We start from the raw sequence: 22932 nt of genomic DNA on the forward strand, positions 1-22932 counted from the left end.
ATGTCGCAGCAGCTCAGGTTGCGGCCCGACGCGCTTCAAAGGGGGCTCGATGGAGACAGGAATGACATCCGACTATATCCGCTGGGCGGAAGGTTATGGACGGATCTTGCACACGGAGGAAACCTGCAGACGGGTGCAGGGGCTTTCGGACCGGTTCGATCGTGAGATGGTCCTTCGAGTCCTGGCGGCCGCAGATCGTCTCGCCAGCGCGGGGATGTGGACCGTCGCCCACATGACCTACGCTCGACGGGTGGACCTCTCCGGCGCGCCCCTGCCGATTGAGGCCTTCAAGGCCAAGCCTCAGGGGCACACTGGAGGCGCGCTCAACGTCGTACCGGCCTATGTGGGCTATCTCGCCGCGAACCTGATCACGGCGCAGACGCGCGGCTGGTTGCTGGGGCAGGGCCATTGCGCCGCCGCTATCGAGGCGGTGAACGCCCTGACCGGCAATCTGTCGCCCGCGCAAGAGGGCCGCTACGGCCCCGACGAAGCGGGGCTTTCACGCCTCTGCGCGGATTTCTACAGCTATGAGCTCGACGCGGCGGGCCGGCCGCTTCGACCGCTCGGCAGTCACCTGACACCCCACACGGGCGGCGCGTTGGCGGAGGGCGGCTATCTTGGTTTCGCCGAGATCCAGTACGTGCACATGCCGCTTCCCGGCGAGAGCTTGGTCGCGTTCCTGAGCGACGGGGCCTTCGAGGAGCAGCGCGGCGGCGACTGGTCGGACCGTTGGTGGCGGGCCGAGGACTGCGGCCTCGTCGTTCCGATCATGATCCTGAATGGTCGGCGGATCGAGCAGCGCACGGAAATCGCTCAGGATGGAGGGGCCGGCTGGTTGACGCAACATCTGCGGGCCAACGGCTTCGATCCGTTCGTGATCGACGGCCGCGATCCTGCGGCGTTCGCCTGGGCGATTCTCGAGTGCGAGCAGCGACTGGCGTCGGCCGCCGCGGCCGTCCAAAGTGGCGCAGCCGTCTACCCAGTCCGCCTGCCCTATGTGATCGCAACGACAGTCAAGGGCTATGGGTTTCCAGGCGCCGGAACCCTGGCGGCCCACAATCTGCCGCTGCCGGCCTCCCCGCGCGTCGACGCCAAGTCGCTCCGCCTCTTTCACGAGGGGGCGGCGGCGCTGTACGTCGCACCGCAAGAGCTGAACGCCGCGCGAGCCGTCTTTGCGCTCCGCGATCAGCAGGAGCGGCCGGCGGAGCGGGACAATCCGCTTGCGACGCGGTGGACGGCGACGCCGGTGTTTCCGGAGGAGCAAGGCCCTCCCACGGAGCTGGTGTCGCCGATGGCGGCCATCGATGCTTGGTTCGTCGCGCTGGCGGAGGCCAATTCGCACCTGCGGCTTCGGATCGGGAACCCTGACGAACTGAGCAGCAATCGGATGAGCGCCGCGCTGGCGCGGTTCAAGCATCGGGTGAACCGTCCCGAACCGGGGGCGCCCGAGGCGGTGGACGGGGCGGTCATCACCGCGCTGAACGAGGAGGCTGTGGCCAGCGCCGCGCTCGCCAACAAGGGCGGCCTCAATCTCATCGTCACCTACGAGGCGTTCGCCCCCAAGATGCTGGGGGCCCTCCGGCAGGAGATCATCTTCGCGCGCCAGCGGAAGGAGGCTGGGTATGCCCCCGGGTGGCTCGGCGTCCCACTCCTGGCCACTTCGCATACGTGGGAGAACGGCAAGAACCAGCAGTCGCATCAGGATCCGACGATTGGCGAGGCCATGCTCGGCGAGATGGCGGATGTCGCGCGAGTGCTCTTTCCAGTGGATGGCGCTACGGCCGTCGCGGCTCTGCGGAGCCTCTATGCGCAGCGGGGCGTCGTCGGTTGCGTGGTGGCGCCTAAAGGCGAGGTGGCGGCTCGGTTGTCTCCAAGCGCGGCCGATGAGGCCCTGCGCGAAGGGGTAGTCGAGATCGGTCATGACGCCGCGCCGGCCGTGCAGTTCCTCGCGGTGGGCGCCTACCAACTGGCTCAAGCCGAGGCGGCGAGCTCACGCCTTCGCGCCGCGGGCGTGCCGGTGCGGCTTACGGCGCTGTTGGAGCCGGCCCGCCTGCGAACGCCCCGCGACGAATGGGAAGCGTCGGTCACCTTGCCGGATGAACGGCTCGACGCGATGTTCCCGCGCAGCGCGCGTCGGGTGCTCGTGGCGCACACGCGCCCCGAGCCCTTGCTCGGCCTGCTTCGCCGGATCGACGGCGGCCCGGGCCGCCTGCGCGCCCATGGTTTTCAGAACCGCGGAGGAACGCTGGACCTGTTCGGCATGCTGTTCGCGAACCGGTGCACATTCGCTCATCTCGTGCGCAGCGCGGCGGCGCTCGTCGGCGTCGATGAGGCACGCCTGCTGACCGCGGCCGAGCGCTCGGCGCTGGATGGGGCCGGCGACCCGCAAGCGCTCCGCGCGGGCGCTGGACTTGCGCTAGGTCAAGTCGACGATCGGGCAGCCGGTCCAGGCTGACTGCGGAGGAGAGGGCGATGGCGCTGAGCCTGCAATGTTTGGGTGGTGCCGGGACGGTCACCGGTTCGCGTCATCTCCTCGAGGGGAAAAGCCAGCGAATCCTCGTCGACTGCGGACTCTTCCAGGGGTTGAAGGCGATGCGCGAGCGGAACTGGGCCCCGTTTCCGACGCCCCCGAAGAGCATCGGTCGGGTGGTGCTGACCCACGCCCACCTCGATCATAGCGGATATCTGCCCAGGCTCATCCGCGACGGTTACCGCGGCGAGGTGCTGTGCACGCCGGCGACGGCCGACCTTTGCCGCATTCTCCTGCGCGACGCCGCCCACTTGCAGGAGCGCGAGGCCGAGCAGGCGAACCGCTACGGCTACAGCAAGCACCATCCGGCCTTGCCGCTCTACACTGTTCAGGAGGCGGAACGGAGCTTACGGGCGCTCGCAACCCAGGCCGCCGGCGTGGAGCGGGACCTGGGCGGGGGCGTCCATCTGAGGTTCGCGCGCGCTGGCCATATCCTGGGCGCCGCCACCGCGCGGTTTCGCCTGGAAGCCGGGACAGTGGTGTTCTCGGGCGACCTTGGACGTTACGACGACGCCGTGATGCTCGACCCGGAGCCGGTCCGAGACGCCGACTATCTCGTGCTGGAATCGACCTACGGGGATCGGGTGCATGAACGGACCGACCCAGCTGAGGCGCTGTTCGCCGTCGTCGAGCGGACCATCGGGCGCGGCGGCACGGTCGTTATCCCGGCCTTCGCCGTGGGCCGCGCCCAGCAAATTCTTCACCACCTCTGGCGGCTCAAGGCGGCGGGCCGGCTCGGGCTAGTCCCCATCTTTCTCGATAGCCCGATGGCCATCGATGCGACAGATCTCCTGGCCCGGCATGCGGACGAGCACCGGCTGTCCGAGGGCGCCTGCCGGGCCACATGCGCCGTGGCGCAGTATGTCAGGACGGTCGAGGGCTCAAAGGCGCTAAGCGCCAACGCGATGCCGAAGATCATCATTTCGGCGAGCGGCATGGCGAGCGGCGGTCGGGTGCTGCACCACATCAAGGCTTTCGGCGGCGACCGGCGAAACACCCTCTTGTTCACCGGCTTCCAGGCTGTCGGCACCCGCGGCGCCAAGCTCGTGGCCGGCGCTCGCGAGATCAAGATGTTCGGGCAGTGGTGGCCGATCCGGTCAGAGGTCGTACATTTGTCGATGCTTTCCGCACATGCCGACGCCGAGGAGATTCTGCGTTGGCTGTCAGCCTTTGAAGGGCCGCCGCGGGAAACCTTCATCGTCCATGGCGAGCCCGCCGCATCGGAGGCGCTGCGTGACCGGATCAGCCGCCAACTGGGCTGGCGGTGCACGGTCGCCGAGCCCTTCAGACGCTATGAGTTGGCCGCATGACGGATCCAGGCGGCGACCTCCGCAAGACCCGGCTCGCGGCGCGCCGGTTCGGGCTGGTGACGCAGGACGAGCCCGTCGCCCTGGTGCGGGCAGACTCGCCGGTCAGCCACGCCGAAGGGTTGGCCCCCCGATCGCAGGTGGTGGTGAGCGGGCCAACCGCCACGATCACTGCCACCTTGTACCATGTTACTTCAAAGGTCCTGCGGCCCAACGAAATCGGCCTTTCGGAAGCCGCCTGGGCAAGGCTCGGCGTGGAGAGCGGCGCCGAGGTCGAGGTTCGACACCCGCTTCCGCTCGAGTCGCTGGCTCGGGTGCGGCGCCGGATCTTTGGCGAGCGCCTTGGGCCGGCGGATTTCTCCGCCATCCTTCGGGACATCGTCGAAGGCCGCTATGCCGAGGCGCATCTGGCGGCGTTTGTCACCGCCTGTTCTGCGTTGCCGCTCGACCTGAACGAGACGACGGAATTGACGCGCGCCATGGTCGACGTGGGAAGGCGCCTCACCTGGAAGCGGCCGGTCGTGCTCGACAAGCATTCAATCGGCGGACTGCCGGGCAACCGCACCACGCCGATCGTGGTCTCGATCGCCGCCGCCCTCGGCCTCGTCATCCCCAAGACCTCGTCGCGCGCGATCACCTCCTCGGCGGGCACTGCGGACACCATGGAGGTGCTGACCCGCGTCGACCTGGAGATCGACGCCGTCCGTCAGGTCGTCGAAATGGAGGGTGGCTGCTTTGTCTGGGGCGGAAGGATGTCGCTGAGCCCTGCCGACGAGATCATCGCTAGGATGGGCCGCACGCTAGAGATGGACGCCGAGGGACAGCTTGTCTCCTCGATCCTGTCCAAGAAGATCGCAGCAGGCTCCAATCACGTGGTCATCGATATCCCGGTCGGGCCGACGGCGAAGATGCGGACGCCGGCGGATGCGCAGGCCTTGGCCGAGCGGCTTGTCAGCGTCGGCCGCGCTTTCGGACTCCAGGTCCGTTGCGTGATCACTGATGGCTTGCAGCCGGTCGGGCGCGGCATCGGCCCGGCGCTGGAGGCGCGGGACGTCCTGGCGGTGCTCCAGGGGGCGCCGGAGGCGCCGCGCGATCTTCGGGAGCGCGCCCTCGCCTTGGCCGGCGCGGTGCTCGAATTGGGCGGGGCCGCGTGCGAAGGCGGCGGCGTCGACCTGGCCAGGGCGGCGCTGGATGATGGCCGGGCCTGGGCGAAGTTTCAGGCGATTTGCCGCGCGCAAGGCGCCTTTCGCTCACCGCCTCGGGCGCCGTTGACGCGGGTCCTACCGTCGTCGCACGCCGGAACCGTGGTGCATCTGAACAACCGCAAGCTGGCCAAGCTGGCCAAGCTCGCCGGCGCGCCTGAAGCGAAGGCCGCCGGGCTGGAGCTGCACGTGAAGATTGGCGACGAGGTCGTTGCGGGCCAGGCCATGATGACGCTCCATGCCCAGGCGGTGGGCGAGCTCGATTACGCCGGCGAATATGCGCGCGCCAACCCCGACATCATCGGAGTCGAGCTTTGAAGGTCTTCCTCGCCTTGCCGGGCAACGAGCGGCTCGCCCGTTGGCTCGCGGTCCAGACTGGCGGCGCCTTTTGCGGTCTCCGCACTCGCCGGTTCCCGGACGGCGAGACCTATGTGCGCCTCGGGCGGGCCGTCCTGGGGGACGAGGTCTATGCGGTCTGCACCCTGGCGCATCCGGATCGGCGGACTCTTCGATTGCTGCTTGCGGCTGGAGCGGCGCGCGATGCCGGCGCGAGGCGCGTTGTGTTGGTGGCGCCTTATCTGGCCTATATGCGTCAAGACCGCGCATTTGCGGAGGGCGAGGCCATCAGCGCCCGCCATTTCGCGCGCCTGCTGTCTCACGCTTTCGAAGGCTTGGTGACGGTCGATCCGCATCTGCATCGGATCCGCGCGCTTGGCGAGATTTTCGACATCCCGGCGCGAGCGCTCCACGCAGCACCGCTACTGGCCGACTGGGTGCGCGTGAACGTCGAGCGACCGCTGCTGATCGGACCGGACGTCGAGAGCCGTCAGTGGGTTGAGGCCGTCGCAGATCGCGCAGCAGCGCCCTTCGCCGTGTTGACCAAGGTGCGCCGCGCAGACCGCCAAGTCGAAATTGAGCTGCCAGCGCTGGCGACGTTTTCCGGACGCCAGCCCGTGCTGATCGATGACATCATTTCTTCAGGGACGACGATGATCCAGGCGGCGAGAATGCTTCAGGCCGCAGGGCTGGGGAGGCCGGTTTGCTTAGCTGTGCATGGGCTCTTCGCCCAGGATGCGTTCGAGCGGCTGTCGGCGCTCGCCGCGACGGTGGTCACGACCGATAGCGTTCCACACCCTTCGAACGGCATTTCGATTGCTCGTATGCTGGCCGATGGCTTGTCAGGAATCTAGAGCATGCAGATCCTCTCGTCAGACCAAACACAGTGGGGCGCCGGGCGCGATTTACCTGACACCTTGGGCCGGCGTCGCGCGGCCTTGCCCGCAGTCCGCCTCGTGAGCCGGCGATGAACAAGCAGGCACGATTCCATGTGGCCTATTGGCTCATCGCATTCCTCGGCGTGTTGGCCATCCAGCACTACATCGGCGTCGCCACCCAGGTGGCTCAAATTCCGTACAGCCAGTTCGAACGGTTGCTGCGCGAAGGCAAGATCGCCGAGGTGGGGATTTCGGACGAGTTCGTCCAAGGCCGGCTGAAGCAGCCCGTGCAGGGCAAGAGCGCCTTCGTTTCGGCGCGCGTCGAGCCCGAGCTTGCCCGTGAGCTTGACAAGTACGGTGTCGTCTATAGCGGCCAGGTCGAGAGTACCTTCCTGCGCGATCTGCTCTCCTGGGTGGTTCCGGTCCTGCTGTTCTTTGGCCTTTGGGCCTGGCTCTCTCGCAAGGCAGGGCCGGCCGGATTGATGCAGGTGGGGCGCAGCCGGGCGAAGGTCTATGTTGAAGCCGACACCGGCGTAACGTTCAGCGATGTTGCCGGCGTGGACGAGGCGAAAGCCGAGCTTCAGGAGATCATCGATTTCTTGAAGAGCCCGCAAGAGTACAGCCGCCTGGGCGGCCGAATGCCGAAGGGAATACTGCTCCTTGGGCCGCCGGGCACCGGCAAGACATTGCTCGCGAAGGCGGTGGCGGGGGAAGCCAAGGTTCCCTTCTTCTCGATCTCCGGATCGGAGTTCGTGGAAATGTTCGTGGGTGTCGGCGCGGCGCGGGTGCGCGACCTGTTCCAGCAGGCCCGCGAGCGCGCGCCGGCCATTATCTTCATCGACGAGCTCGATGCTTTGGGGCGCGCCCGCGGCCTCTACGCCTGGGGCGGGCACGATGAGAAAGAGCAGACGCTCAATCAGCTGCTGGTGGAACTGGACGGCTTCGATTCCAGCACGGGGCTGGTGCTGCTCGCTGCGACGAACCGGCCCGAAATCCTTGACCCAGCGCTGCTGCGGGCCGGGCGCTTCGACCGCCAGGTGCTTGTGGACAGACCGGACAAGAAGGGTCGGATTGATATTCTGCGGGTGCACACCCGAAGGGTGAAGCTCGCGCCGGACGTCGATCTCGAGAAGGTCGCGGCCCTAACGCCCGGCTTTACGGGCGCTGACCTCGCCAACCTTGTCAATGAAGCGGCGCTCCTGGCCACGCGGCGCCGCGCCGACGCGATAACCTTGGCGGATTTCAACGAAGCCGTGGAGCGGATCGTCGCTGGCCTGGAGAAGCGCAACCGCCTGCTGAATCCGAAGGAGCGCGAGGTGGTGGCGCACCATGAGATGGGTCACGCCCTGGTGGGCCTCACGCTGCCGGGGGTCGAGCAGGTGCACAAGGTTTCGATCATCCCGCGCGGGGTGGGGGCGCTCGGCTACACGATCCAGCGCCCGACCGAGGACCGCTTTCTGATGACCCGGGAGGAGCTGGAGAACAAGATGTGCGCGCTCCTGGGCGGTCGCGCCGCCGAATGGATCATCTTCCGACATCTGTCGACCGGCGCCGCGGACGACCTTCGCAAGGTGACCGATATCGCGCGAAGCATGGTGACGCGCTACGGCATGTCCAAGCGGCTTGGGCCTGTCTCCTATGATCGAGAGCCTCGGACCTTTCTCAGCGCCGGAGATGCTCCGCCTCCGTTCATGCGGGAGAACGACTTCGGAGAGGCCACGGCCGACGCGATCGACGAAGAGGTGCGCGCCATGGTGGAGGCGGTCTTCGCGCGCGCGGTGCAAATCCTCGAAAGCCGCCGCGCGGCGCTCGAGCGCGGCGCCAAGCTGCTGCTGGAGAAGGAAACCCTCGACGAGGCTGAACTGCAACGCCTGGTTCAAGATGGACCGGCCTCGAGCGAGGCTCGGCGAGCGTGAGCCAGGGCGCGCCCTTCCTGCCCGGGCGTTGGCTGATCGGCGCGCGCCGAGCGGCTTGGCTACGAGCGCCGAACCGGGAAGGGCGGTGAACACATGGAGTACAGAGGCGCCGACACCTCCGCTCGGCTGAACGAGCAAGTCGATCAGGCGGTGATCCGCGCGGCGGCCTACACCAAGCACGACCGCACGCTGCTCGCCCAAGTCCGAGCGTGCAACACGGTGTGCGAGTTCGCCTTTCCGATTCGTCGGGACAATGGGAGCGTCAAGGTCGTCAAGGCGTGGCGCGCCCAGCACAGCGACCATCGGCTTCCCACCAAGGGCGGAATTCGCTTCAGCCCCAACGTCGACTCTGATGAGATCATCGGGCTGGCGGCGCTGATGACCTACAAATGTGCGTTGATGGACGTGCCGTTCGGCGGCGCGAAGGGTGCCGTCCAGATCGACCGCGACGAATTCTCCGCCGGCGAGCTGGAACGGATCACACGACGCTATACGTTCGAACTCATAAGGCGAAACATGATCGGCCCAGGTGTTGATGTGCCTGCGCCTGACTATGGCACCGGGCCGCAGGAGATGGCCTGGGTCGCGGACACCTACCGTCAGATGAGCCGCGGCGACCTTGACGCACTGGCTTGCGTGACCGGCAAGCCGATCGCCCTGAGCGGCCTGCGTGGGCGGTCCGAGGCCACGGGACTCGGCGTCTTTTACGGCCTGCGTGAAGCCTGCGCCCAGGAAGAGGACATGCGAAAACTGGGCTTGGCGCCCGGCCTGGACGGCAAGACGGTCGTCATCCAGGGTTTTGGGAATGTCGGCGCCCATGCGGCGGCGTTTCTCGCGCAAGGCGGGGCGCGGATCGTCTGCGTCATCGAACGCGATGGCGCGATCTTCAACCCGACCGGACTCAAGGTCACCGAGATTGTCGAGCACCGGAGCCGGACTGGCTCCATCTTGGGCCTTCCCGGCGCCGAGACGCTGCCCTCCGCTGCGGCAGGACTGAACGTGGAATGCGACATTCTTGTCCCGGCCGCGCTCGAGAACACCGTTCACGCCGGCAACCAGGCGGGGATCCGCGCGCGGATCATCGCCGAGGCGGCCAACGGGCCTGTGACCGCTCTGGCGGACCAAGCCTTGCGGCAGCGTGGCCTGATGATCATCCCGGACATATATCTGAATGCTGGGGGGGTGACGGCGTCATATCTCGAGTGGCTGAAGAACCTGGCGCACGTCCGTTTCGGGCGCATCGAGCAGAGGTTCGATCAAGGAGCCTATCACCGGATCGTTGAGGCCGTCTCGGGGGCGACCGGCCATGCATTTGATGCGCAGATCCTCAGCGGGCTGAAGGGCGCCGGCGAGACGGACCTGGTCCGCTCGGCGCTCGAGGAGACCATGGCGACGACATTTGCGCAGCTACGCGCCGTCAGCGCTCAGCATCGGACGGACTTGCGCACGGCAGCGCTGATCATCGCCCTTGACAAGATCGCCGAAAGCTACGCCCGGATGGGGATATTTCCATAGTCCTGAGGGCTGTCGCGGCGTCGGCCCACAATTCGCTCCCGACGGCCTCGACAGCGCATGGCCCGATACAGGCATCGCCCCAGGACGGCGGGGGCCGCCGATTAGGCGCTTGGCCCCACACTGGCGGTTCCTGGACGGCGGCCAGACGCTCGACATGTTCCGGACGCGGCGCAGATCCATGCCTGCGGCGTCCTGGCCGAAGCTCCGCGGCCCAGGATCGGCCGCGGGGCGCTAACGTCCGTCAGGCGTCGCAAGCTTCAACGGCACGAAGAGGCTCCGGCCCGAACGCCAGACGCGTATAAGGACCGCCGGGCGACCTTGTTTGCGGGCCGCCTCGATCGCGGCACGGATGTCGGAGGGCGTGGTGACCACTCGATCCCCCACGCGGTCGATCACGTCGCCGGCGCGCAGGCCCTTTTCGGCAGCGTCGGATCCCGGCGAAACGCTTTCGATGACGACGCCGCGGGCGTCGTCGGGAAGGCGGTAGAGGCTTCGCGCTTCAGCACCCAGGGGGCGCAGCCGCAGACCAAGGCTGTCGACCCCGGCAGGTCCTCCCGGGACCGGCGCGCTCCGATCGTCGGGGCGACGTGCGGCGCGCACGTCCAGGGTCTGCCGCCGCCCGGCGCGCCAGACCTCCAGTCGCAGACGCTCGCCCTCCCGTGCGGCCGCCACCCGACGGGTCAGATCAGACGACGAGGCCAGCGGCTGTCCATTCAAGGTGAGGATCGCGTCCCCGGGCTGCAGGCCTGCGGCCTCTGCTGGGCCCCCCGGTGTCGTTTCCACGACGAGGGCGCCGGTACGCCCCGGAATACCGAGGCTGCCGGCGATCTCAGGCGTCAAGTTCTGAACCAATGCGCCGAGATAGCCTCGGACGATCCCGCCATCGGCGATCAGCTGCTTGGTGACGTGGTCGGCGATGTCGGCCGGGATAGCGAAACCGATGCCGACCGACCCGCCATTTGGCGAATAGATCGCCGTGTTGACGCCGACCACCCGGCCCTGCACGTCAAAGGCGGGGCCGCCGGAGTTTCCCCGATTGATCGGCGCGTCGATCTGGAGGTAGTCGACATAGGCCTCGCCGATGTCCCGCCCGTCAGCCGAGACAATCCCCGCCGAAGCGGTGCCGCCGAGGCCGAAGGGGTTGCCCATGGCGACGACCCAATCGCCGACCCTGGGCCGCGCGGTCGTCTCGAAGGTCACGAAGGCGAAGCGCGAACCGCTCACCTTCAGGACCGCCAGGTCGGTTAGTGGATCGCGGCCGATGATGCGCGCCGCAAGTTCGCGCCCGTCATTCGTTCGGACAGTCACCTTGGTCGCGTTCTCGACGACGTGATTGTTGGTGACGATATAGCCGTCCGGCGCGATAAAGAAGCCCGAGCCCGACACCCGAGCGAGGGGTGGTGTTCGCGGCTCTTCGTCGCCGTCGGGCACGCCCGGAAACCCGAAAAAGAACGGCAAGCCAGGAAACCCTTCAGGCAGGTAGGGACTGGCCGGAGCACTGCGGGTGACGTCGATTGAGACGACGGCCGGCGCAACGCGCGCGATGATGTCTGCAAAGCTCGACGGCGGCCGAACCGGCAAGCTTCGCGCCGGCTGTGCGGCGGCGAAGCAGACGGTGGGCGAGAGACCGCCGGTCGTGAGCGCGAGGGCGAGGGCCGCTGAGGCCAGGAGGGTCGCTTGGGGCGGCTTGGGCATCGCGGCGGCTCCTATTCGGCTTGGAGCGGGACTGCGGTTGACGCATCGTGGGCGGCTGGCGCAGCTTCCCATTGATACAGGGGCGCGGGCGGCGGCGTTCCTGCGTCGAGGCCGGCGAGGGCTGTCCGCACTTCGTCGAGGCGGGACACATGTTCGCGCACCGGCGCTTCCGTGGCCTCCACCTCCAGCAGGTATTCATCCCATTCCCAGGAGCGCAGGATCCTGCGCTTCTGCGCGGTCGTCAGCGACGGGTCGGCGACGATCGCCGCCGGTGTCCGGTAGATCGCCTGGGGACTGAGGTAGAGGGCTTCGGCCTCCACCGGCGTGAGGGGATCGAGCGGTTTCTCCGGCCGCTTGGCGGCGCTCATCGGGGGCGGATCCGCCGCGGTGTCGGACCCGTAGGGCGCAGCGCCCGCGCCCGCGTGGACCTCGAATTCGAGACCATGCCGGCGGCAGTAGCCGATCGCGGCTTCCGCTGTGGGGAAGCGCAGGTTCACCTGCTGCAGCGGGTCGGTGCTTTCCAGCCAACCCATCAGGGGCTCCACGCGGGGCGCGGATCGTGCGGCGAAGCGCAGGGTCCATGCCTTCGCCTTGCCCCGCCCCCCGGTGACGGGGGCGGAGGGCTCGTCCTGCCGGATGATCGCGAATGCGTCGGCCGGGAGAGCTGCCGCGTGACGACGCGCGGCGACGGATTGAACCCCTGTTTCGCCTTGCCGAAAGTCGTCGTGCCGGGGCATGTCTGGACCTCTGGTCTGGCCCGGGAACACAGGTTCCCGGGCAGCTTCACTGGGCGTGACCGGCCAAGTTACTGGCGTCGCGGATGACCGGGCCGGACAGGAGCTCTTTTCGGGAACCCCACGTCAGCCCTTGTCGATCGCGATCCGGCGAACGCCGTCCTGCTGGGCCCGGGTTTTCGGGAGCGTTACGGTGAGGACGCCCTTTTTGAACTTGGCCTTGATAGCATCCTCATCGATCGCCACGGGCATCGGGATCACGCGTTCGAAACGGCCGTAATAGTGCTCGCTGTAGCGTCGGTCGTCGTCTTCGACGTCCTTGCGCTTCTCTCCACGCAGAACCAGCACGCCATCGTCGAAGACCACATCCACGTCGTCCTCCTCCATTCCGGGCAGCTCGGCGGAGACGCGGATCGCCTTGTCGTCTTCCGACACTTCGAGGCTTGGCCAAGCCTGGCGGCCAAGCGTCGGCGCCCCGAAATCACGGAACACGTCGTCGAAAAGCCGATTCATCTCGCGATGCAGCACGAGAAAAGGATGACCGTCATCGTTGCGCTCGGCGGTCGTCAGCGCGTTCTCGCCGGGGCGTCGGCCGCCGCGGGTCCACGGGATCAAGTCGCGAACATTCATGTCTTGTCTCCTTTGATCATCGGGCGATCCGGTGCAGGGGACCAAGCCGCCCGGGAAGGTGTTTGGGCCGGTTCAGTTCGCCGGGGTCTGGGCCGTCTCGCTGGCGCTATCGGCAGCCGAAACCTGACCCTCGACCTGGATCCGCTTGGGCCGGGCGGCCTCTGGGATCTCGCGGACGAGATCTATGGACAAGAGCCCGTCCGCAAGGCGGGCGCCTTGGACCTGCACGTGATCTGCCAGGGCGAAGATCCGCCTGAACGGTTGGGTCGCAAAGCCGCGATAGACGACCTGTCCGGGCTCTGTCGTGTTCGAAGGCTGGCCGCTGATCGTCAGGCGGTTGGGTTCGTAGGTGATCTCGATGTCCGCATCCCGGAAGCCGGGTGTCGCCAGGACGATCCGGAAGTGATCATTGTCGAGGGTCACCACATTGTAGGGTGGCCCGGCCGTCTGCAGTTCGGGGCCGGCCGCCGATCGGTCGAACAGACTGAGCGCGTCTTCGACGCCCGGCGTCAGCCGATAGGGGAACATCGGCGTGATGGTGCTCATTCTCATGGCGACTTCCTGCCTGATCGTGTGAATCCGGGAGGAGCCGGGGTCGGCTCGCCTCCGGCGCCAGAGCCCTTGAATGGCCTGGCCACAGAGGACGTAGGGCGCGACCGGCGCCCTTCAAGGCAGAATTTTCGGCGATCGAGACGGAGCGCCTGGCGCTCCGCTCCCCGCGCCAATCAATCCCGGCGACGACGGGCGTCAGAACAGCGGGCCGTCAATCTCCAGCAGCTTGGAGGGTGGCACTTTCAAGGCGAGCGCAGTATGCCACAGCGTCAGAATGGTCGGGTTGCGGCGCCCGAGTTCAAGGCCGCTCACATAGGCGCGATCCACGCCCATCCGCTCGGCCAGGCCCTCCTGCGAAAGCCCAGCGTCGCCCCTATAGCGCCTGACGTTGGTTCCGACGACCATGCGAACGTCCATGGCGATCACCAACAGCACCGAGAACTTTGATGCTACGCACTAAAGTGCACGGGCCGCATGTTGTTCTGGCGCGGGGGGCGTTCGGGCATGCTCCTGCGCCCTACGGGTTGCTACGTAGTGGTCACCCACAAGTAGGCGTCCGTCCTGCCGGCCGCTAGACGTAGAGCATGCGACCTGGCGCACGCCCGATCCCCCCGACCGCATCGTCTCAGGGCGGTCAGGATGAGCCGTGTGCGACGGCGATCTCTGAGGCCTTTGCACGGCATGGTGCGCGGCTCCTCTGTCGGCGCCGGACGACGATCTATAGCGAAGGGGGTTGCGCCAATCGGGCCTTCTATATCCTGCGCGGCGTCGTGCGCACCAGCCGCGTGAGCGCGACCGGGCGACGAGAGGTCGGCGACTTCTACGAGCCTGGGGGTGTGTACGGGCTGGAGTCGAGCGCCGAGCGTCGCTTTGCCGCCGAGGCGGTCACCGATTGCGAGTTTCTGGTCGTGCTTCGCCAGGAGATCCGCGCCGATCCGCAGCTGCAGCAGGCGATCGACGCGGCTACGCGGCTGGAGCTGGCGCGAATGCAAGACCATCTGTCCCTCCTCCGCCGGATGAGCGCCCGGGAGAAGGTCGCAAGCTTTCTGACCCGCCTCTCGGGCCCCCACGCTGCGAGCCCCGTCGCCCTGCCGATGGGGCGACAGGATGTCGCCGATTTTCTCGGCCTGACCATGGAGACCGTTTCCCGCGTGCTCAGCCAATTCGAGCGGGACGGCGTTCTGCGTTTCGCCGGTCCGCGCCAGTTTGAGGTTCACCGGCCGCAAGTTCTTGCGGCGCTAGCCGCCTGAAGGTTACCTGCCGAGGAAGGCTGAGAACTTGCCTTCGTCTTATCCTCCGCCCAAGCTCGCTGAGATGCTGCCTGGGGGACGATCCGCACTGCCTTGAAGACGCGGCTTGGCGAGGCCGCCGGCTATGCCGTGGCGATCGCCGCCGCTCTGGTTTGCGCCTTGCTCAGGCTCCTGGTCGATCCGCTGTTGGCGAACGAGGCGGGTCTCCTGCTCTTCGTGCCGGCGATACTGGCGGCGGCGATGCTCGGCGGCGCCGGCTCCACCTTCGTGGCCGCTGCGCTGTCGCTCGGATTAAGTTTCACCTTGGCCCGGTTTCACCTGGATGGCGCCGCTGCGGTGCGGATCGTGGTCTTTGTCCTGATCGCGCTGACAGTCGGCGTGCTGAGCTCGCAGATGCGGCGGAATAGCCGTGAACTCGAACGCTTTGTGGGCGAGCTTCGCGACCGCGAAGTGCGGCTGAAATCAATCCTCGAAACCATACCCGACGCTTTGATCATCATCGATGAGCGCGGGGTGATCGACGCTTTCTCGCCCGCCGCCGAACGGCTTTTCGGTTGGTCGGCCGCTGAGGTGGCGGGCCAAAGCATCAGCCAGCTGATGCCGGAGCCCTATCGATCGCAACATGACGCCTATCTGGCGCACTATTTGGCGACGGGCGAGAAACGCGTGATCGGCAAGGGGCGGGTGGTGATCGGCCTGCGGCGCGATGGCTCGACCTTTCCCATGCAGCTGGCGGTGGGCGAGATGATCCTCGGGTCGGAGCGCTTCTTCACCGGCTTTGTTCGCGATCTCACCGAGCGTCAAGACGCCGACCGTCGACTTCGGGACGCACAGGAGGAGTTGCTCCACTTCTCCCGGCTGGCATTGCTGGGCGAAATGACGTCCGCGTTCGCCCACGAGCTCAATCAGCCGCTGGCGGCGGCGACCAGCTACATGGAAGGCAGCCTCATGCTGCTTGAGCGCGAGCCGACCGATTTCGAACGACTCAGGGCGATGATCAGCCAGGGTGGGGAGCAGGCGTGGCGGGCGGGCGAGATCATCCGGCGGCTGCGGCGCTTCGCGGCCAGGGGCGAAACCGAGCAGCGGATCGAGCGCTTGTCACCGCTTCTGCAGGAAGCCGCCGCCCTCGCCCTGATCGGGCCTGGCGCGCGCGACGTCCGACTGAACTTTCAGATCGATCCCGCCGCAGACCTCGTGTGCATCGACAAGGTGCAAATCCAGCAGGTCATCGTTAATCTGGTTCGTAATGGGATCGAGGCGATGGAAGGCGCAGTCGACAAATCCCTGGTCGTAGGGACAAGTCCGGCGGCGGACGGCATGGTGGAGGTATGGGTTAGCGATCGCGGCGCAGGGCTGAGCGAGGCGGCGGCCTCGACATTGTTCGAGCCCTTCCGGTCGACCAAGCCGGACGGCATGGGCATTGGACTTTCTATCTCCCGGACGATCATCGAAGCCCACGGAGGACGGATCTGGGCAGATCTCAATCCTGTCGGCGGCGCGGTCTTCCGCTTCACGCTGCCCGGCGTGCATGCCGAGGCGGGTAGCGATTCTGAGCCGCGGGTGCATCTGATCGACGATGAGGACTCCGTGCGCAACGCCGTGAGCTTCATCCTCGACATGGCGGATCTGCCGTCCCGGAGCTACGCCAGCGCGCTCGAGTTTCTCGATGTCGCTGGATCCATCCGTGAGGGATGTGTCGTGACCGACCTGCGGATGCCCCATATGAGCGGCCTTGAGCTCATCACGCGGATGAAACAGCTGGGGCTTGGACTGCCCGTCGTGATGATCTCCGGCCACGGCGACATCCCCATCGCCGTCGAGGCGATGCGGGCCGGGGTGGTCGATTTCATCGAGAAGCCTTTCAAGAAAGAAGCGCTTCTCGACGCCATCCGCCGGGCGCTCGATAGCGAGGCGAGCCGCGCCGCGGCTCAATCCGCGCGGAGCCGGTTCGAGGAGATGATCGCGACGTTGTCGCCGCGACAGACGGACGTGCTGAGGGGCGTCATCGCGGGCAAGATGAACAAGACGATCGCCAACGAACTCGGCATCAGCATCCGCACCGTGGAGGTGCACCGGGCGCACGTCATGAGCAAGACGCACGCCGCCAGCCTGTCCGAACTCGTCCGCATCGCCATGTCAGCCGGCTTCTGAGCCAGAGCGGTCGGATGTCGGCTAACGGCATGATCGCCACCCCCGCTCAGGTTCCGTCGCCTGCGCCTCCGCCAATGCTGGCCCTATAGGCGCGCCGGCGATCGCGGATGAACGCATCGACAGCTTCGGCCGGCTCACCAAGGTCGCGCAGCAACGACTCGGACAGATGCAGGCTGGCCTCGAAGGTCTCTGGCACGGCGCTGGTCGCGCCGAGGCCATAGAGTCGGGCCGCATGGCGCGCGTCGCGCGCGCGGGCCACAATCACCAAATCTGGATGTTGATGGCGCGCCACGCCGACGACGGCTTCGACCCCTTCCGGGGCATCCATGGTTACGACCAGAGCGCGGGCGTCCGCCAGGCCCAAGCGATCCAAAAGCTCGATCCGGGATCCGTCGCCGAAGTAGATCGGCCGGTCCTGCCGCCGTTCGGCGCCGACGACGCGCGGGTCGCGATCTACGGCGGCCCAGGCGAAGCCTCTCGCATCGAGGATCTCGGCGATCATGCGGCCGACCCGGCCCATGCCGACGATCATGACAAGGCCCGGTTTGACGGTCTCGGCGGGCTCGGCAGATGGCTCAGCGGCAAGCTTGAGAGCAACCGATTTTCGCCCGGCCCAGCCGCCGAAGGCGACGAGACCCGGGGTGAAGGCCATGCTCAGGCTCACGGCGACAAACAGCGGCTGCAATATCGAGGTCGAGAGGATAGCAGAGTCGCTGGAGTGTCGGAGGACCACGAACGCGAATTCGCCTCCGCCGCAAAGCGCGAGGGCAGCCTCAAGGCTGGTGGCCGGCGCCAGCCCAAACAGGCGGCAGGCGACGAGGTTGGCCAGCGCCTTCAGCGACAGCAGGCCCACGGTCAGGCCGGCGACCAGTGTGGGTTGCACCCAAAGCGCCGACAGGTCCAAGCCCAAGCCAACGCTCAGGAAGAACAGCCCCAGCAACAGGGCTGTGAACGGCTCGATCATGACTTCGACCTCGTGCCGGTACTCGGTTTCGGCCAGCAGGACCCCGGCGACGAAGGCCCCAAGCGCCATGGACAGGCCCGCGAGTGCGCTGGCGGCGCCTGCGCCGATGATCACGAGGAAGGTCGCCGCCATGAACAGATCCTGGCTCTTGGCGCGGGCGACCAGTTTCATCAAAGGTCGCAGGAGCCACCGGCCGGCCAGGATCAGGGCGCCGACAGCCAAGACGCCCGGGGCCAGGGCATAGAGCGCTCCAACCTCCACCCCATGCCTTCCCGTGGCGAAGAGGGTGGCGACCGCCAGCAGGGGCGCGACAGCCAGATCCTGGAATAGGAGCACTCCAAACGCGGCGCGTCCAGCGGGCGCGTGCAGACGATGACGGCGAGACAGAGCCGGCGTCACCATCGCCGTTGAGGAAAGCGCCAGGGCGGCGCCGGCCATGAGGGCGCTTGGCGCATCGGGGACCAGCAGCCGCAGGGCGCCCCCGAGAAAGAGTGACGCGATGATGAGTTGCGCGAGACCCAGGCCGAACACCAGCTTGCGCATCAATCGCAGTCGTTCCCAGGAAAGCCCGAGCCCGAGGTGAAAGAGGAGGAAGGCCACCCCCAGCTGCGCAAACTGCTCGAATTCCGCCGGACGGGTGATTGTGAAGGCCGCAATCCAAGGCGCGGACGGCGCCAGGGCGCCGAGTCCATGAGGTCCGAGGATGACGCCGGCCGCCAGGAATCCTAGCGTGGAGCCGACGCGAAGGCGGGCGAAGATCGGTGCAACTACGCCGGCCGTCGCCAAGAACAGCATGAGGTCCTTCAAGACCGGCGCGATGATCGGATCGCTCATGCGACCTCCGTTGCGACGGATCGCATTGATCTGGGGCCGCCGCATTTCGGCGCCCGCATTGCCGCCGCCGATGGCGGAATTGGGCGCCACCGCGTCTCCGGGGTGTGTTGCGAAGACGGCGCCGCACCGGCACGATTGTCGGTGTGCGCCGGGAGATCAGCGGCGGATCGGCGCATTCCAGCGGGCGCCGCCTGCCTCTGCCGGTGGATCGCGACCCGCTCCATTTCCTAGAGCGGATCAGCCGGTTGCCGCCCAGGACCTGCATCCAGGGCCGCGTGCTTCTCATGCGTAAGCGGACAATCGTTCAAAGGACGGACCGTGACGGTGTCGCCGGGCCGATCCCCAGCCAGAACGGCGGCTCGGATCGCGCCACGGACCGCTTCGCGAGCCCTGAGGCGATGTCGCAGCATGCCTTGCGCCCAAGGCTGAGGATCGCCGACCTCGTGGTTGGCCAGATCCGTCTGACGCTGCGTCGCCAGCGCGCGCGGCGCGACGGTGTTTGCGCGCAGGTCGCCAGACACTGGGTGATATCGAGCCGCAACCCAACGGCCGGCGCGGCTTCTTCCCTGGCCCGGTCGTCGTCGTTCGGCATCGCTGTCCTCCGCGTCTTCGACCCGGCAGGGCGATACCGGCCAGGGCCGAAAGGCCAATCGCATTCGCGAGCAGACCCTCCGACGATGACATCTAGGGCAAGGGCTGCTGGCGACAACCGCGCCGACAACCGAAAGAAATGCATGCCCCGCCCGCCGCGGCGGCGTAGAAGTCGCCTAAGGCTTCGGCGCTGGTGATTGCGTGCTAGGTTCGCACGTCGCGCGCCCTCGCGTGGCGACAAGCGGACCGGTAGTCGGCCGCGGCTTTCGGGTCGAAGCGCTCGAGGGCCGAGATAAGGTCGTCGAGATGGGAGACAGGTGCGAACTCGGTGAGGTCGCGCGCATCCGCCATCTCCAGCCCCAGCGCATCGTTCGCCCAGGCCAGCAGGATGATCCGCTTCTGATCGTCAGTTAGTCCGGCATGGGCGATAACGTCCGCGGGACGGGCAAAGGCCGACGCCGGGTCGATCAGCGCATCCACGAACGCAGCCTTGGCCATGGGCGAAATGGCGGGTGGCGACGGCTCGGCTTCGGGCACCATATGCGCCTTCGCTGGTTGAGGTTCGTTTCGAACGTAGTGCGGGGGCGCATACCGGCAAGGTGGTGTGTAACAGCTGGCCCTAACTAGGCCGCGCCTCGGATCTTGCTGGCCTCTTGTCATCGCGCAGGACGACGTAGATGGCCGGGATCACCAGCACGGTCAGCAGGGTGGATGACGCCAGGCCGAACAGCAGGCTGATCGCCAGGCCCTGGAAGATCGGGTCGAACAGGATCACCGCCGCCCCGATCATGGCGGCCAGCGCCGTCAGCAGGATCGGCTTGAAGCGGATGGCGCCGGCCGAGAGGAGGACGTCCCGCAGGGGCCGCCCGTCGGCCTGCTGGTGGCGGATGAAGTCCACGAGCAGGATCGAGTTGCGCACGATGATGCCGGCTAGCGCGATGAAGCCGATCATCGAGGTGGCGGTGAACGGCGCCCGGAACAGCAGGTGCCCCGCCACGATGCCCACCAGCGTCAGCGGGATCGGCGTCAGGATGACCAGCGGCAGGCGGAAGCTTTTGAACTGCGCCACCACCAGGACGTAGATGCCGAGGATCGCCACCCCGAACGCCGCCCCCATGTCGCGGAAGGTGACCCAGGTGATCTCCCACTCGCCGTCCCACAGCACCGTCGGGCGGTTCTCGTCCATCGGCTGGCCGTTGAGGCGGATGTCGGGCCTGGGCAGGCTGCCCCAGTCGTGGGCCTCGATGGCCTTGTCCACCGCCAGCATGCCGTAGATCGGCGCCTCGTAGCGGCCGGCCAGGTCCGCCATGACCATCTCGGCGTCGCGGCCGTCGCGGCGATAGATCGGGTAGGAGCCCGTCTCGCGCGCGGCCTCCACGACCTCGCCCAGCTCGACCAGGCGCCGGCCCTGGGGCGTGTTCGCCACGGCCACGGGCGTCGCGGCCAGCCGCTCGCTCCAGGTGCGGTCCGACTGCGGCAGGCGGACGGCGATCTCCACGGGATAGCGGCCCTCGCCCCGGTGCGAATAGCCGACCGTCGAACCGCCCAGGATCGCGCCGATCGAGTCGAACACCTCGCCCTCGTTGAGGCCGAAGTACTCCACCTGCTCGCGGTTGGGCGTCAGCCGCAGGCGCGGCCGGGGCTCGCCCCAGCTGTCGTCGACGTCGACGATGTAGGGCACGCCCTTGAACAACGTCTTGACCTCGGCGGCCACGGCGCGCCGCGTCTCGGCGTCGGGTCCGTAGATTTCGGCCAGCAGGGTGGCCATGACCGGTGGTCCGGGCGGGGCTTCGACGACCTTGATCGAGGCGCCCTTGGGCAGGGGCAATTTGGCGAGCCGCTCGCGCAGGTCCAGCGCGATGGCGTGGCTGGCGCGCTTGCGGTCGGACTTGTGCGACAGGGCCACGGCCAGGTCGCCCTGCTCGGGCCGGCTGCGCAGGAAGTAGTGACGCACCAGGCCGTTGAAGTTGAACGGCGAGGCGGTCCCCGCATAGGCCTCCATGGAGATGACCTCGGGCACGGTCTGGGCGACGGCCGCGGCGGCGGCCAGGGTTCGGCGGGTGGCCTCCAGGCTGGTCCCCTCGGGCATGTCCACCACGACCTGCAGCTCCGACTTGTTGTCGAACGGCAGCAGCTTCACCGTCACCGCCTTGAAGTAGAACATCGACATGGCGATCAGGGTCGCGACGCCCACGCCGATCAGGAACATCCAGGCGCTGCGGCGGGTGGCGATCACCCGGCCGGCGACGGCTCGGTAAGCGGCGCCCAGCCGGCCCTCGCCGTCATGCCCGTGGCCGGGCCCGCCGGCCAGCGCCTGGCGTGCAAAGCGGACCATCAGCCAGGGCGCGATCACCACGGCCACAAAGAACGAGAAGACCATGGCCGCCGAGGCGTTCACCGGGATCGGCGCCATGTAGGGGCCCATCAGCCCCGAGACGAACAGCATGGGCAGCAGGGCGGCCACGACGGTCAGGGTCGCCACGACGGTGGGGTTGCCCACCTCGGCCACGGCCTCGACGGCGGCCTGCACGCGGCCGCGGCCGTCGTTCATGGCCCAGTGCCGGGCGATGTTCTCGATCATCACGATGGCGTCGTCGACGAGGATGCCGATCGAGAAGATCAGGGCGAACAGGCTGACGCGGTTGATGGTGTAGCCCATCAGGTTCGAGGCGAAGAGCGTCAGGAGGATGGTCGTCGGAATGACCACGGCGGTCACGGCGGCCTCCCGCCAGCCGATGGCGAAGCCAATCAGGACGACGATCGAGACGGTGGCCAGCCCCAGATGGAAAAGGAGCTCGTTGGCCTTCTCGTTGGCGGTCTCGCCGTAGTCGCGGGTGACGGCCACGTCGAGGCCTTCGGGGATCAGCGAACCCTCGAGCGTTTTCAGCTTCTCCTCGATGTGCTGGGCCACCACCACCGCGTTGGCGCCCTTGCGTTTGGCGATGGCGAGGCTCACGGCGGGCGCGTCGGTCCAGCGGCCTTCGCGCTTCACGTAGCGCCAGACCCCGGCCTGGTCCTCGCGCGGCGCCTGGATCACCTCGGCCACGTCGCGCAGGTACACCGGCTCGCCGTTCACCGAGGCGACGGTCAGCAGGCCCGCGTCGGCGGGGGAGGCCAGGGTGCGGCCGGCCACCACGTCCAGCGCCTGGCCGCCCTCGCGGATGGAGCCGGTCGGGAAGCTGCGGTTCGCCTGGCGGACCGCCTCGATCACCGACGACAGCGGGACGCCGTGCAGCGTCAGCCGCTCGGGATCGGGTTCGACCCGGATCTCGTCGGGGCGGCCGCCCACGATGAAGGTCAGGCCCACGTCCTCGACCTTGGCGACCTCGGTCCTGAGCTTGCCGGCGATCTCGTAGAGCGCCTGGTCGGTCCAGCGGCCGGCGTAGCCCGGCTTGGGCGACAGGGTCAGCACCACGGCGGGCACGTCGTTGATGCCCCGGGTCACCACCTGCGGCTCGGGGATGCCCACCGGGATCTTGTCGTAGTTGGCGCGCAGCTTCTCGTGGATGCGCACCGCCGCGTCGTCCGGATCCTCGCCCACGTCGAAGCGGGCGGTGACCAGCACCCTGTCGTCCTCGACCTGGGTATAGACATGGTCCACCGCGTCCACGCTCTTGACGACGGTCTCCAGGGGCTTGGCGACCAGCTCGGCGGCGTCCGGCGCGCGCAGGCCGGGCGCCTGGACCATGATGTCGACCATGGGCACGCTGATCTGCGGCTCCTCCTCGCGGGGGATCGACATCAGGGCGAGCAGGCCCATGGCGATGGCCGCCAGCAGGAACAGGGGCGTCAGCGGCGAGCCGATGGTCGCCTGGGTGAGCCGTCCGGAGACGCCGAGAGCGGTCAC

At 67.6% G+C, this 22932-nt stretch carries 17 protein-coding genes; 8 read left to right on the forward strand and 9 right to left on the reverse strand.

Going from position 1 to position 22932, the window contains the following annotated elements; all coding sequences use genetic code 11:
• Nucleotides 1-61 precede the first annotated feature (61 nt).
• The 6 genes from ACK41C_RS20025 to ACK41C_RS20050 all read left to right on the forward strand — a co-directional run bounded on the left by ACK41C_RS20025 (nt 62) and on the right by ACK41C_RS20050 (nt 9684).
• Nucleotides 62-2455 (forward strand): xylulose 5-phosphate 3-epimerase, encoded by a 2394-nt coding sequence (locus ACK41C_RS20025; protein ID WP_409658264.1) that lies wholly within the window; start codon nt 62-64, stop codon nt 2453-2455.
• A gap of 17 nt (nt 2456-2472) precedes the next feature.
• Nucleotides 2473-3840, forward strand: coding sequence for an MBL fold metallo-hydrolase RNA specificity domain-containing protein (locus tag ACK41C_RS20030; protein ID WP_409658267.1), 1368 nt, complete (start codon nt 2473-2475; stop codon nt 3838-3840).
• Nucleotides 3837-5357, forward strand: coding sequence for a thymidine phosphorylase family protein (locus ACK41C_RS20035; protein ID WP_409658270.1), 1521 nt, complete (start codon nt 3837-3839; stop codon nt 5355-5357). The genes ACK41C_RS20030 and ACK41C_RS20035 overlap by 4 nt, the downstream gene beginning before the upstream one ends.
• A complete protein-coding gene (locus ACK41C_RS20040) occupies nt 5354-6229 on the forward strand; it encodes a ribose-phosphate diphosphokinase (protein ID WP_409658273.1) in 876 nt (291 codons plus the stop codon). Before ACK41C_RS20035 ends, ACK41C_RS20040 begins: the two co-directional genes overlap by 4 nt.
• Before the next feature lie 113 nt (nt 6230-6342).
• Entirely contained in the window at nt 6343-8169 is a 1827-nt protein-coding gene (gene ftsH, locus ACK41C_RS20045; RefSeq protein WP_409658276.1) for an ATP-dependent zinc metalloprotease FtsH, read from the forward strand.
• Nucleotides 8170-8262: 93 nt separating this feature from the next.
• Nucleotides 8263-9684, forward strand: a complete 1422-nt coding sequence (locus ACK41C_RS20050) for a Glu/Leu/Phe/Val family dehydrogenase (RefSeq protein WP_409658279.1) — start codon at nt 8263-8265, stop codon at nt 9682-9684.
• A gap of 231 nt (nt 9685-9915) precedes the next feature.
• On the opposite strand, the gene ACK41C_RS20055 is transcribed toward ACK41C_RS20050, so the two are convergent.
• The 5 genes from ACK41C_RS20055 to ACK41C_RS20075 all read right to left on the reverse strand — a co-directional run bounded on the left by ACK41C_RS20055 (nt 9916) and on the right by ACK41C_RS20075 (nt 13730).
• Nucleotides 9916-11379 carry a trypsin-like peptidase domain-containing protein gene (locus tag ACK41C_RS20055; RefSeq protein ID WP_409658282.1) on the reverse strand — a complete coding sequence of 488 codons (1464 nt, stop codon included), beginning with the start codon at nt 11377-11379 and terminating at the stop codon, nt 9916-9918.
• An 11-nt stretch (nt 11380-11390) separates the two neighbouring features.
• Nucleotides 11391-12116 (reverse strand): NADH dehydrogenase ubiquinone Fe-S protein 4, encoded by a 726-nt coding sequence (locus ACK41C_RS20060; protein WP_409658285.1) that lies wholly within the window; start codon nt 12114-12116, stop codon nt 11391-11393.
• A gap of 123 nt (nt 12117-12239) precedes the next feature.
• Nucleotides 12240-12743, reverse strand: a complete 504-nt coding sequence (locus ACK41C_RS20065) for an Hsp20/alpha crystallin family protein (RefSeq protein WP_409658288.1) — start codon at nt 12741-12743, stop codon at nt 12240-12242.
• A 72-nt stretch (nt 12744-12815) separates the two neighbouring features.
• Nucleotides 12816-13295, reverse strand: a complete 480-nt coding sequence (locus ACK41C_RS20070; protein WP_409658291.1) for an Hsp20 family protein — start codon at nt 13293-13295, stop codon at nt 12816-12818.
• A 195-nt stretch (nt 13296-13490) separates the two neighbouring features.
• A complete protein-coding gene (locus tag ACK41C_RS20075) occupies nt 13491-13730 on the reverse strand; it encodes a helix-turn-helix domain-containing protein (RefSeq protein ID WP_409658294.1) in 240 nt (79 codons plus the stop codon).
• Between the two features lie 149 nt (nt 13731-13879).
• On the opposite strand from ACK41C_RS20075, the gene ACK41C_RS20080 reads away from it, so the two are divergent.
• Both ACK41C_RS20080 and ACK41C_RS20085 read left to right on the forward strand, forming a co-directional pair.
• Complete coding sequence (locus tag ACK41C_RS20080) at nt 13880-14545, forward strand: helix-turn-helix domain-containing protein (RefSeq protein ID WP_409658297.1); 666 nt, start codon at nt 13880-13882, stop codon at nt 14543-14545.
• 93 nt (nt 14546-14638) lie between these two features.
• On the forward strand, nt 14639-16696 hold the full coding sequence (locus ACK41C_RS20085) for a PAS domain S-box protein (protein ID WP_409658301.1): 2058 nt from the start codon (nt 14639-14641) through the stop codon (nt 16694-16696).
• 46 nt (nt 16697-16742) lie between these two features.
• Here the strand turns inward: ACK41C_RS20085 and ACK41C_RS20090 are convergent, their stop codons facing one another.
• From ACK41C_RS20090 to ACK41C_RS20105, 4 genes are all read right to left on the reverse strand, one after another.
• Nucleotides 16743-18584: a cation:proton antiporter gene (locus tag ACK41C_RS20090; protein ID WP_409658304.1), complete on the reverse strand. Its 1842-nt coding sequence runs from the start codon at nt 18582-18584 to the stop codon at nt 16743-16745.
• A 214-nt stretch (nt 18585-18798) separates the two neighbouring features.
• On the reverse strand, nt 18799-19086 hold the full coding sequence (locus tag ACK41C_RS20095) for a hypothetical protein (RefSeq protein ID WP_409658307.1): 288 nt from the start codon (nt 19084-19086) through the stop codon (nt 18799-18801).
• Between the two features lie 203 nt (nt 19087-19289).
• Complete coding sequence (locus tag ACK41C_RS20100) at nt 19290-19625, reverse strand: hypothetical protein (protein WP_409658310.1); 336 nt, start codon at nt 19623-19625, stop codon at nt 19290-19292.
• A gap of 79 nt (nt 19626-19704) precedes the next feature.
• A complete protein-coding gene (locus tag ACK41C_RS20105; RefSeq protein WP_409658313.1) occupies nt 19705-22932 on the reverse strand; it encodes an efflux RND transporter permease subunit in 3228 nt (1075 codons plus the stop codon).

The sequence above is a fragment of the Phenylobacterium sp. genome, from assembly GCF_046290725.1.
GTDB lineage: Bacteria > Pseudomonadota > Alphaproteobacteria > Caulobacterales > Caulobacteraceae > Phenylobacterium.